The sequence below is a fragment of the Syntrophorhabdaceae bacterium genome, from assembly GCA_035541755.1.
GTDB lineage: Bacteria > Desulfobacterota > Syntrophorhabdia > Syntrophorhabdales > Syntrophorhabdaceae > PNOF01.
This window is the reverse complement of record DATKMQ010000076.1, coordinates 1-11,475: the sequence shown is the minus strand read 5'-3', so window position 1 is coordinate 11,475 and position 11,475 is coordinate 1. Positions and strand designations below refer to the sequence as shown.

General features: G+C 51.7%; 14 protein-coding genes. 3 read left to right on the top strand and 11 right to left on the bottom strand.

Features of this window, described 5'->3' with window-relative positions:
- The 7 genes from VMT62_07460 to VMT62_07430 all read right to left on the bottom strand — a co-directional run.
- The coding region (locus VMT62_07460) for a S49 family peptidase (protein ID HVN96248.1) at positions 1-877 on the bottom strand (877 nt) is incomplete at its 3' end.
- Positions 878-1,081: 204 nt separating this feature from the next.
- Positions 1,082-1,333 (bottom strand): hypothetical protein, encoded by a 252-nt coding sequence (locus VMT62_07455; protein ID HVN96247.1) that lies wholly within the window; start codon positions 1,331-1,333, stop codon positions 1,082-1,084.
- A gap of 305 nt (positions 1,334-1,638) precedes the next feature.
- Complete coding sequence (locus tag VMT62_07450; GenBank protein ID HVN96246.1) at positions 1,639-2,823, bottom strand: hypothetical protein; 1,185 nt, start codon at positions 2,821-2,823, stop codon at positions 1,639-1,641.
- A 242-nt stretch (positions 2,824-3,065) separates the two neighbouring features.
- Positions 3,066-3,377 carry a hypothetical protein gene (locus VMT62_07445; GenBank protein HVN96245.1) on the bottom strand — a complete coding sequence of 104 codons (312 nt, stop codon included), beginning with the start codon at positions 3,375-3,377 and terminating at the stop codon, positions 3,066-3,068.
- Positions 3,370-3,699, bottom strand: a complete 330-nt coding sequence (locus VMT62_07440) for a hypothetical protein (protein HVN96244.1) — start codon at positions 3,697-3,699, stop codon at positions 3,370-3,372. Before VMT62_07440 ends, VMT62_07445 begins: the two co-directional genes overlap by 8 nt.
- Positions 3,700-3,725: 26 nt before the next feature.
- On the bottom strand, positions 3,726-3,953 hold the full coding sequence (locus tag VMT62_07435; GenBank protein ID HVN96243.1) for a hypothetical protein: 228 nt from the start codon (positions 3,951-3,953) through the stop codon (positions 3,726-3,728).
- 30 nt (positions 3,954-3,983) lie between these two features.
- Positions 3,984-4,232, bottom strand: coding sequence for a hypothetical protein (locus VMT62_07430; GenBank protein HVN96242.1), 249 nt, complete (start codon positions 4,230-4,232; stop codon positions 3,984-3,986).
- A gap of 128 nt (positions 4,233-4,360) precedes the next feature.
- On the opposite strand from VMT62_07430, the gene VMT62_07425 reads away from it, so the two are divergent.
- On the top strand, positions 4,361-4,543 hold the full coding sequence (locus VMT62_07425) for a helix-turn-helix domain-containing protein (GenBank protein HVN96241.1): 183 nt from the start codon (positions 4,361-4,363) through the stop codon (positions 4,541-4,543).
- 463 nt (positions 4,544-5,006) lie between these two features.
- On the opposite strand, the gene VMT62_07420 is transcribed toward VMT62_07425, so the two are convergent.
- The gene (locus VMT62_07420) at positions 5,007-5,576 is read right to left on the bottom strand and encodes a hypothetical protein (protein ID HVN96240.1); all 570 of its coding nucleotides are present in this window, start codon (positions 5,574-5,576) and stop codon (positions 5,007-5,009) included.
- A 298-nt stretch (positions 5,577-5,874) separates the two neighbouring features.
- Between VMT62_07420 and VMT62_07415 the strand changes: the two genes are divergently transcribed.
- Positions 5,875-7,062 carry an ATP-binding protein gene (locus VMT62_07415; GenBank protein HVN96239.1) on the top strand — a complete coding sequence of 396 codons (1,188 nt, stop codon included), beginning with the start codon at positions 5,875-5,877 and terminating at the stop codon, positions 7,060-7,062.
- A gap of 42 nt (positions 7,063-7,104) precedes the next feature.
- A complete protein-coding gene (locus VMT62_07410) occupies positions 7,105-7,485 on the top strand; it encodes a hypothetical protein (protein HVN96238.1) in 381 nt (126 codons plus the stop codon).
- Between the two features lie 98 nt (positions 7,486-7,583).
- Here the strand turns inward: VMT62_07410 and VMT62_07405 are convergent, their stop codons facing one another.
- Genes VMT62_07405 through VMT62_07395 form a run of 3 tightly spaced genes read right to left on the bottom strand, consistent with a single transcriptional unit; the run spans position 7,584 to position 10,875 of the window.
- Positions 7,584-8,255: a BON domain-containing protein gene (locus tag VMT62_07405; protein HVN96237.1), complete on the bottom strand. Its 672-nt coding sequence runs from the start codon at positions 8,253-8,255 to the stop codon at positions 7,584-7,586.
- A gap of 31 nt (positions 8,256-8,286) precedes the next feature.
- Complete coding sequence (gene ftsH, locus VMT62_07400; protein ID HVN96236.1) at positions 8,287-10,215, bottom strand: ATP-dependent zinc metalloprotease FtsH; 1,929 nt, start codon at positions 10,213-10,215, stop codon at positions 8,287-8,289.
- A 42-nt stretch (positions 10,216-10,257) separates the two neighbouring features.
- On the bottom strand, positions 10,258-10,875 hold the full coding sequence (locus tag VMT62_07395) for an HdeD family acid-resistance protein (protein HVN96235.1): 618 nt from the start codon (positions 10,873-10,875) through the stop codon (positions 10,258-10,260).
- Between the last annotated feature and the right edge of the window lie 600 nt (positions 10,876-11,475).

Sequence of the window (11,475 nt, the reverse complement as noted above, 5' to 3'; positions counted from 1 at the left end):
TCATATCCCCGCCTGCCTTTGAGAGTCTCGATACAAGCTGATCGAGTGTGGCAATACCGTCCACAAGCCCAGCTTCTATAGACTGCCGGCCGATAAAGATCCTCCCGTCCGCCCAGGGAATATCACCGTTCTCCGGGATCGGAAGGGCGGGCCTGAATCCGGCCACTGCATCCGCAAAAACCGTGTAGTAATAATTAACCTCATCCTGCATATATCTTCTGCCCTCTTTGGAAAGCGGGGCATACTCGGAGGCAATGCGTTTGTACTTGCCCGCGTAGACCTCAGTCGTCTTGATGCCGAGCTTTGCTTCGTATTGACTGTAGTCAACGTGAGTGGCCACGACGCCGATGGAACCAACCCGGGCGGTATCGTTATTGATGTAGACCCTGTCCGCCGCGGCGCCGATCCAGTAAGCGGCTGACGCCATGGTGCCATCGGTATAGGTAAGGATCGGTTTTGAGCCCAGGTTACTCGCTTCATTGATCGCGGAGGCGAGCTCCGCCGTGCCGTCTACTGTTCCTCCGGGAGAATCAACGATCAGAATGATGCCGGTGACGGCGTTGTCTGCCATGGCCTGGCGGAAATCTCTAAGCGCGATCTCCGTAGAAATGCCCCCGGATACCTTGGAGAAGAGGTTCATCCTCTTTGTCACGATGCCGGAAAGCTCGATGAGCGCGATGCCGTTCACGACCTGGTAGGGCTTTTGCTCGTTGTCTAAGGCGTGGCCAACCTTCTCTTCAACCGCGCTAATGTCGATACTCTCGCCGCGCAGGTGCGCGGAGTAGATCGCCTGTATTTCGGCGAGCTTGTCGGACCGGCCGGTCTCCCGGTTATATTCTATCGCCCAGGGGCTTGTGAGCACGTCAATTATTCTCAAGTGCGCCTCCTTGATTTTTGTTTTTTGCGGTGGTGTCTTCCAGATCTCGCCCGGTCTGTCCGCTGGCGAGCGCCGAGATTCTTCCATGAATGACGTTATTTGCTTGTTGTAGGCCCGCCGAAAGAATTGCAATTCGCTCTGTTCGCTCGTCGATTGACAGGGGTATTGACCGGCGAGTATCACGGCGGCGATCGGCGTTTTCCCTCATGCGCGCATTCCGCTCGTCTTTATAGCCATCATCTGGCCCCGAAGACGCTTGAGCACGCCGACAAAGTCGGCAATCGGGGTCAACGGATTGGCGTTGTACTCTTCGAGAAGCAGGTAAAATTCGTCTGTTGCTGGGAATGAGAAAATGACCCTACCGGCTACCAATTTCAATTCGGGGAAAATATTCCGGGCTTGGAGCCAAGCCGCTACGTGGATGTCTTGTATACCTACCCTCTTGTTCTCGTCCATGTGCCCGCTCCTTTGCTATCCGTGCGCGCCGCCTGATACCATCGGCAGCTTTCGCCGGACGTCGCTATAAGGTTATGTATACTTCAAGTTTCATGCTGCCTCTGATACAGAACCAGACCATAGGCTCGTAACCACACAAAAACTAAGGAGAACAAATTACGTTTTTGTTAAGAGATTCAGTTCAAGCAGATTCGGGGAAATATCTTTATATTTGGTAGGTTTTTCCAGAACACGATGGAAAATTGGAAATCTGTCTTAGAGCCCCGCTGGGTACGTGCTCGAACTTTCAGGAATTGGAAATGAGTTTAGGCTTTGTTCCAGAGTCTCCGGATGGCTTGATTGGCCCGGACATCTGGCTTTTTTATTAGCCTGGCTATGTGGGGCACCGAGTATTTTTCTAAATAGCTTTCCGCCGGCGTCACCTCTATTTTCTTTTCCGTATTGCTCCGCACTGTTCCACTAATTTTTCTTTTTATCTCACTAGCAGTCTTGCGGTTGTTGGAGGCCTTGTACCCGTCTTTACGTTCCCTATGCCAAATATCAACAGCCATACTTTGGGCAAGTTGGGTTGCTGCTTCCTTGCTCTCTTTATGCTTTTTGATCTTTATCTTTCTTGCTTTTTCGAGTTGCTTGGCACGGGTTTGCTTCTTTTTTTCCACTCGATCTGCGATCTTACTCAGCTCAGCATTGCGTTGATCTAGCAAGGTTACTTCTAATTCCTTAGCGGACATCTCTTCACTTTTTTTGTGCCGCTCATTTTCGATATCTTCGAGTATTCGCTTCTCTGCGAGTTCATGCGCTTTAAACAGCAGTTTTTCTGCGGTGCGCGTGTTTTTTTGAGCATCAAGATCATCGCCGGAATATCCTATTGTCTTCAGTACCCCCCAAGCCTTGCTGATCGCCAGGATAGTGAGAATAAAAACGTCATCCGTATCTTCGTCTATGGTCCAGCTCGACCCCTCCTCAAAATAAGTCGCCAGGTCTTTTGTCTTCTCAATCGCTCGTTCATATACGGACGCCAGGTCGTGCTTTTCGTGGTCCCCGTATTTAGCCACGTTATCCAAATCGTTATTCGACCACCACAGGGTATGATCTTCGATGGCATAAGAATTATGCAGGATTGCCCTGGCAGACCTTAAATTGACGCGTTCTCCCTCCGTAAATTCCGGAGGAAAGTATTCGTACATCGCTCGCTGTTCCCTTTCCCATTTACTCCACGTCTCACAGTACGGGAGTCCCGTGCATGATGAGCGGTGCTCACAAGCCTTGCACGGTTGCGGAGAATAGACGAAGTCGATCGGGGGATTCATATAAAAATAGTTTTCTCGTTCCAGAAGCGAGCGAGCTCGCTGAATCAGATCACAACACTGATAGATGGAAGAATTTGGTTCATAGTTGAACCATGGGATCTTGCCATATATAGGACACCAATGGAAGCTTTCAAAAAGGGATTCGTGGAACTCTAAGAATGTATGTATTTCCCTGTCCATTTCCACTCTCCGCGTGGTTTCTCCAGATCCTCAGTCAAGGAAGGGGAGCCGGAGAAGCTCCCTTTTCGTGCGGCCGGCACTATCCTTGGAAATTATGCTATCGTCTTTCGGCCCGTATGTCTATAAAATTTGCTCTGGATGCCTTTTTAGGGACTCCCCTGCACAAAGACCGCGGCGGGTCCGTTCTAACGCGTGGGACGCATGCGCTGCGCTTGTCAGGAGCGATGGCGGCCACACCAACATTACCTTTTCGGCATCTTCAACATGGCCGCCTTCTCCGCCTCAGAGATCTGCGCGTGTTCCAGAAGCTCCTCGTCTGTATAAAGAGGCCTGTTCCTGGCCTCCGATAATGATCGTTCCAGTTGGTCATCATCTGCCGTTAAGAAAATGTGAGCACGCTTCACGCGGTAATAAATGCCATTCAGAATGGCCCGCTCCCTCGGTGACAGGCAAGATCCCCTATGGCCCCGGACGAACCTCAATGCCTCGGCGAGCTCCTTGGCCGCAAGATTCGTCTGGGCGCCCGGAATCTTCTTTTCGTGTCGCTTATTCAAATGCTGCCTCTAAAGCTCTGACCCTTGTTTTCACGTGGCCAAACAATAGGTAGATACCAAGACACTGTTCATCACTGGCGACTATTCCGTCCTCCCTTGAGTAAATGAGCTTCGAGGTGTCGGCGAGAAAAGATAGCATGGCGGTGGTGTGAAGGACATAGTCTCTCTGATCAAACCCGGACATTTTACGAAATTTCACTTTTTCTGCGGCAACCTCCTCTTCGTAGGGACTGTTTTCCTCTTCAATCGTCCCGGAGGCCTCGGACTTCTCATGGTCCTCGGCGGCCTTTGTGTCCTTAATGCCTTTCGTCTTGGTGTCCATTGTATTTTCCTCCTTTTTATTGGTATTCAGCTTTGGGGCTTAACTAACCTAAGCCCTCGCTGTGCGCCTTGCTTCGCCGGTTTTTGCAGGTTTTCTATCCCTTCGTGTTCAGCCTGTTGATTTATGAAGTACGTGAAGGCCGTTACGCACAGGGCTTTTATATCGCCTCTTTCGTGTAGGCCCTTGAGAAACACTATAGCCTGATCCCTGATCTGGTCCGTGGTCATGTTCTGGTAATCCGGTGATTCCATCATGGGCCCATTCCTCCTATTTTTATCGAGGTCCTATCTTTCCGCCGCGCCTGGCTTAACGAGATGCAAGGCTGGGTTGCTCCCTTTCGTTTGTTTCTTCAGTGCTTCGTCATATTTCTTTCTTTCCGGCCCGCACAAGTCGCGTCTCTCGTTATGCGCGTGAGCAAAAGCGATGACACAAAGGGCGCACATCCTGTCCCTATCCCGTATAGACCGGAGAAACACCATGGTCTGCTCACGGAGGGCATCCAGGTTCATGCTATCAAAATCCGGTAGTTCCATGGGGCTTTCCTCCTAATCCTTAAAGTGCGGTACTGATAATTACTGTATATTATAGTACAATATAGTTAATTGTCAAGACTATTTTAATAATAGTTGACAATAAAATACTGTATGGTATAATAATTGATATGACACTACCCAACATCTACACGGTGAACGAAGTACTGAAATATTTGAAGATATCCCGGCCAAATCTCTATTCCCTCATAAAATCGCGCAAAATAAAGCCTTTCAAGCAGGGAAAAAAAACCATGTTCGCTGAGGAAGAGCTGGCCAGGTACGTCGACAAGCTAAAAGCCGAAACAAAGTAAGGCCTCCACTGACACCACAATACCTCATTGTTTTTCCACCTCTTATAGTTTTTTCATAAATTCTGAGCCGACGAGCTGCCGTACTCCGGAGCCCGGACCGTCTCATGAGGGCCCGGGAAAGGCTTCAATGTGGCATCGACCCCTGGCAAGGGTTACGTCGGTTACATTCCAGTTACGTCTTTTTTAGAACAACCCATATACCCCAAACCGTTGATGGTGGCTCATCTATGGATATGGGTTACGTCGGTTACGTAAGTTACGTCTGTAGCGACTATACACTATACCCCTTGGTGAAATTATAAGAGATGTTTCCCTCAATAAAGGGTGAATTTGGACCCCAATTTTACGGGTGATAGTATGAGTTCGGTATGAGGCTGTTTTATAGAATGGCCACAGGCAACGGTTTACAACGGTGGTGTTTGGTTCGAATCCCACCCTCTCCGCTTCTAACTTATTGATATTATTAGCTTTTGGAATTTTGATTTAGTTCCGATTTCGTGCCGAATGAAACGATTTTTCCTTCGAGCAATGTCTTCCTCGCTGACACCTCTAGTTTGCCATATTTCTTCACCGATTCCAGCCGCGACCAGTCTCCCGCCATCTGCAATTCGCTCTGACTGAAACCCCGTTCGTTTATCAACTGGCTTGCCGTGCTATGCTTGGTTCCCTGATATAGACCGATATCTTCACCAACCGCTTCCGCCGCTCGGTCCCATATCTTCTCGAGGATTTTCAAAGTATAGTGACGACCCTTTTTATGTCCTTGCGGATTCACAAACAGATACGGCGATATGATTCCGTGCTGTCTTTGCTTGTCTTCTTCTATTGGTTGTTGCCTGCGATACAATAATCTATCACAACAAAATGCGGCTTGTTCCATTTTGGAAAGAAGACACGGCCTCGGGATTGAAACGCCCGTTGAGAATAATTCGGATGGACGCGCTGCCCCATGAGAAGTTGTTAACCGATTTCCAGCCTGATTATGTTTTAGACAGCCCATTATCAAAATCTCTTCTTTCCATTGATACTCCACCAGGGCACCCCGAATACGAAATTGTAGAAAGTCCTGATCTTGGAGTTTCGATATGACTCAACGTCCATGCCAGTTATGGGGGGCCAGTCACCGGTAACCCGACACAAAATCATTGACAGGTCACTTCCGACAAGGATACTATTCAAAACGAATGACCGAACCAAGAGAAGAAGGCTCTGATATCTCTACACAGTAGACGAAAGAATGAGCCATGGCCACATAGTCGTGCGAGACGTTCCTTCATGTTGCAGTGGCCTTAATTGTTCTTAGCTTTTCTCATCCGCTGAGGGGGTGACAGATGAGGCTTAGTCAAGGTTCTCGGTCCCGATACAATGTTCCCCGCTCGTCTGTGAGCAATAAACCGAAAAAGGATTCGACACTCTTCGAAAACGAAGAGTTGTACGCAGCAATTGTCCAAAGCATTGCCGACGGAGTTGCGATTACCGTCAACACAGAGAGGGTCTTTGTCAACAGAGCCTTTCTCGCCATCCACGGTCTTGCCAGCGATTCTGAGGTCGTGGGCCACCCGCTTGAACAGTTCGTAGTTCCCGAAGACCGGGATGCTGTCAGGGAGCGTGTCCTTGCAAGGCAAAGGGGTGAACATCCGGACAACATCGTCGAGTACAGGATCCAAAGACCAGACGGAGAGGTACGGACACTGCAGGCATCGGTCGTCGCAACCACGCACAAGGGACAACCTGCCATTTTATCGGTTCTGCGAGACATCACGGCCGTAAAAAAGGCAGAGCTCGAGATCGTGAGGCTCAACCAAGAGTTGGAGCAGAAGATTGTGGATCTCAGAAACGCGAACGAGGAGTTGGGAGCTTTCAATTCTATGGTCTCCCATGACCTGCGCACGCCGCTCATGGTTATCGAAGGTGTCTACCAGAGAATCAAAAAAACGTACGCGGGCTCATTTGATGAGAAGCTGACCGAACAAGCTGATATTATACAGGCCAACGTGAAGAGGATCGAACAGCTGATCAACGATCTGCTGGCCTACGCGAAGTTGGGCAAAGAAGCGGTCCAGCACGGGCGCGTATCCATGACTGCACTTGTCGAGTCGATTGTCGGGGAGTTCCGCGCACTCTATCCCGACGGAGAGGTGATGATCAATCCTCTTCCTCATTGTGTCGGGGATGAACACATGCTCAATGAGATGTTTACCAACCTTATTTCCAACGCCTTCAAGTTTACGAGTAAAGAACCAACGCGAGTGATTGAAATAGGATGCACCCAGAGAGCCACGGATAACGTTTTCTTTATCAAAGATAACGGGGTGGGCTTCGATCCGGCGTATATGGACAGACTGTTCAATCCGTTTCAACGGCTCCACTCCCAGGAAGAGTTCAGGGGCACCGGCATGGGCCTCGCCATCGTAAAAAAGATCGCCACTCTTCACCGCGGCACTGTGTGCGCCGAGGGTAATCCTGGCCACGGTGCAACATTCTATGTAGCGCTTCCTCGAATTGAGGAGCCTTCATAAATATTAATTCTTAGGCGCCAAGAGGCAAAGGAGGAGCTGATCATGCCGACGAATATCAGAATCATCCATGCCCACGACTTCATCAGGGCAACCCCGGACGGAGAACTCGACCTGGAAGCGACCAAGAAACTCCTGCTGGAGATCGCTTCAGCCGCAACCCATCTGGATCGCTATCACATACTTGTGGATACTCGAAGGACTCAGTCACGGATGTCCATCATGGATCTCTGGTATCTGGCAGTTGAACTCAGCAAAGTTCTGCAGGCCTTCCGCGTAAAGACGGCTGTTCTTTCCCCCAGCGCAGATTTCGACTCCGCCAAGTTCCTTGCCCTCTGTGCCCAAAATCGAGGCTTTCGGATCAAGGCCTTCACGTCTTTTGAGGATGCAATAAATTGGCTGATTGAAATTGAACCGTATGCCTGACAACTACTTATGGCCGAATGCTCGTATTAAGGATTTAGTGCCATATCAGTCATCGAGAGGCAGGTTTCGTCCGGCCAGTCCTCCTCTCTGGGCGGACACTAAAGAATCGGCCTGAGCGTTGCTTTAACCATGATCCGATTATCCACCGCTGACACACCCGGTGCAGACCAGGCGGCTCGCTCCGCCTGTCTCCGCTCAGCCCACGAGCTCACGTTTCCCTTGAGCACAACCTTGCCACCTTCAGCCTCCACGGTAATCTGCTGCGCATCGACCTCAGCGCTCCGCTTGAGCGCTTGCTCGATCCTTTCTTTCACGTTTGTCGACTCAACGAGGGGCTCCACACGTATCAGGTTTGTTACCCCCCTCACACCCGCTGTGTGGCGAACTGAACTATCCGCAGCCTCCTTCTCGTAGTGCCGCTCCACCGTTCCCTCAAGGGTCATCCACCCTTGATCCACTTTCACCTTGATGCGGTCCTCGGGAACATAGATATTGCACGCCAGGGCGTTCACAGCTGACCGGGCTATGTCTTCATCGCTTCGCTCGGCGCCGGGAACGAGCTTCACGTCGATCTCGTTCGCCACCGCCTTAACCCCGGCGACCCGCAATGCAGCTTCCTCTGCTGCCCATTTTTCAGGGAGGCTCTTTACCGTACCGTTGAGAGTCACGATTCCATCGGCGATGGTGACGCCGATCGCTAAAGCATCCACTGTTGGTTCATACTCAAGCTCTGCCAAGACCTCATGTTGTAATTGCGAGCCTGCACTCATAAGATCACCTCCATTTCTTCGTCTATGGTTATTAGGTAGCCCCTTTCTGGGCTTTTCCCAGTCCATGCGCCGACAGCATTTTCCTTAGTTCCTCCCCCTGTACGATTTCTTTTTCCATCAGGAGATGGGCCAACTCATCGAGGACCTTCTTGCGTTCCGACAGGATCTTCTGCACCCTCTCGTGGGCCTCGGCCATTACTCTGGAGATTTCCTCGTCGATCTGGGTAGCCTTTGTCTCGCTGTAGGTCTTGGAGGGAGCATAACTGTCCGGAAGGAACATGGGCTGACGGGGACGCTCGTACGTTACGAGACCGAGCTGGTCGCTCATACCGTACTCGGTGACCATGGCCCGGGCGATGTCCGTTGCTCGCTGCAAATCGTTCTGGGCTCCTGTGGAGATGTCGCCGAACACGATCTCCTCCGCCACCCTGCCGCCCAGAAGAACCGCAAGCTGATCGAGCAGAGCTGGGCGCGTCATAAGGTATCGGTCCTCGGTGGGCCGCTGCTGCGTGTAGCCCAGGGCGGCTACTCCCCGAGGGATGATGGAGATCTTGTTCACCGGGTCTGCGTATTCTACGGATTCGGCCGTGATCGCGTGACCGGACTCGTGAAAGGCTACGATCTTCTTCTCTTCGACGTTCATAACCCTCTTCTTTTTCTCCAAGCCTCCGAGCACCCTGTCGATGGCCTCATCGAATTCCTCCGGACCCACAGCCTCCTTATCTTTCCGAGCGGCGAGCAGGGCGGCCTCGTTGACGAGGTTGGCGAGGTCCGCACCCACAAACCCGGGCGTGAGGGCTGCGATCTTGCGCAAATCGACATTCGGGCCCAGGAGAACATGCCGACAGTGGATCTTGAGGATGGCTTCCCGTCCGTTCACGTCGGGACGGTCGATGACGACCTGCCGGTCGAACCTGCCCGGCCGCAGGAGAGCAGGATCCAAGATCTCCGGGCGGTTGGTGGCGGCCATGATGATGACCCCCGTGTTCGACTGAAATCCGTCCATCTCCACGAGAAGCTGGTTGAGTGTCTGCTCTCGTTCGTCGTTTCCGCCGACCACGTTGATGCCCCGGGCCTTCCCCAGCGCATCGAGCTCGTCGATGAAGATGATACAGGGTGCCTGCTTTGTGGCCTGGGCGAAGAGGTCGCGCACACGGGATGCGCCCACTCCCACGAACATCTCGACAAATTCAGATCCGCTGATGCTGAAGAACGGTACTTGTGCCTCTCCGGCAACAGCCTTTGCGAGAAGGGTCTTGCCGGTTCCCGGCGCACCTACGAGGAGGACGCCTTTCGGGATCTTACCCCCAAGCCTCTGGAACTTCTCGGGGCTTTTCAGGAACTCAACGACTTCCTGGAGCTCCTCCTTGGCCTCGTCGATGCCGGCCACGTCGGAGAAGTTAACCTTGGTCTCGCTCTCCGCATAGACCTTGGCCTTGCTCTTGGCGAACGACATGACCCCCGCGCCAGGTCCCATCTTGGTCATGGCGTACCGCCAGATCAGAAGCATGATGCCGATGGGGAGGACCCAGGAGAGGATAGTGCCCAGCAACTTGCTCTGATATTGCCCCGAATAATCTATGTTGTGCTCATCAAGATCCTTTGCCAGATTGGGATCGTCCACCCGGATGGTGGTGAACTGCTGAGCCGGTTTCTTGTCTTTCGCTTTCAGGGTCCCGACGATATTCTCCGGACCGATGGTCACTTTCTCGACGTTCCCCTGGGCCACTTCCTGCTTGAACTGGCTGTACTGGATGGTCTCGACCTTAGAGGAAAGAAAGTATTGCTGGAGGTATATGATGAGGAGCATGGTGATCACAAAGTACCAGATACTGAAATGGGTCTTGGGGGGTAGACCGTCCTTCTTGGGTTGGCCACTCTGGCCACCCTCGCCACTGAAAAATGAGCGCAGCTTATCCGTCACCTTGTTTTCTGACTCGGCCTTTTTGTCTGGTGTCATGTCTTATCCCCCACAAGAAAGATGTAATGAACGCGATGTTTACTATGTCCCCACGTGCTGTTGAGATCGGTGTCTGCGGAGTTTGAATCCGAGTATTACAAGTACCACCCCGAAGATGATCGCATAGACGGCGATCAGCCAGAGCAGGCCCAAGGCCTCGACCCCGGGGAAGATCATGAGGAGAACGGCAAAGAGGATCGAAACGATGCCGCTCACAATCATCCAGGCTTCCCCTTTGATTTCTTTTCTCAGGCGAACGGCTGCTGCGATCTCGAGGACACCTGTCGCGAGGCTCCATACAGCAATGTACAGAACTAACCCTATTGCCGTAACGCCGGGGACAATAAAAGTGATAATCCCGATTCCTATGCCCAGAAGCCCCTCAAGCAGAAGGAGCCACCGTTCCTCCTTTCCGCTCCAGTGAGCTATGGTCTTGATGACCAGCAAGATTCCATCTATCAGGACGTAGGCACCGAAGAAGATGAGAAGTACTGCGAGCGTGATCCCCGGCCAAGTATAGGCCAGGATACCAAAGAGAATCGCGAAAAACCCCCTGACCACGAAAGCCCACCAGTAACGCGAAAGCACGTCAACCATCTTTGTCCTCTCGTTGGCCCCCACCCCACCCTTCCAGGCGTGAAGGGAAAGAAGAGGCAGCATAAGGGATCGCTCGACGCTGCCGTCAGTTTGTCATCCGATGTTTCGCCTTTTCGGGCAGTCTCTGTGTTAAGTCTATATCGGCGAATCCTATTGTCAAGAATAATCCTCGGAAGTTTCCTAATGTTTTCTGACAAACGGTTGTAATCGATGGTTTCATCGCTTGACCGCGTTTTCCCTGTCAGTCAATATACGGCGGTCATTATTTATCAACTTTTCGACTGTCGGCCTCCCGCTTCCGGTCTCAGGGGCGTATTTCCTTCTACTTTCGTCGCGACAGTCGTCTGTTTATTACCGATCCATCAGACGAGATAGAACGCAGTCTGGATGTTGCATTATCGCGTTCCCAATCCCCGTATTATAAATGGGGGGGGCGAGGATTCTTGCTGATATTTCCGAGAGAGGCTACCCACAAATGAACGTGACACAGACGAAAAAACCCATTTTTGACTGGAAGGTTTACTTCCGCAATTAGCTTGACTCACAAAGAATAGGCGTGGTAATCAACAGCGAGGCGAAAAGAACTGAGCGGGTATAGGGGATGTCCTACCGTGCGTTGTCCGCTCGCAAGCGGGCGAGACAGATTATACGATAGCCCGCGCA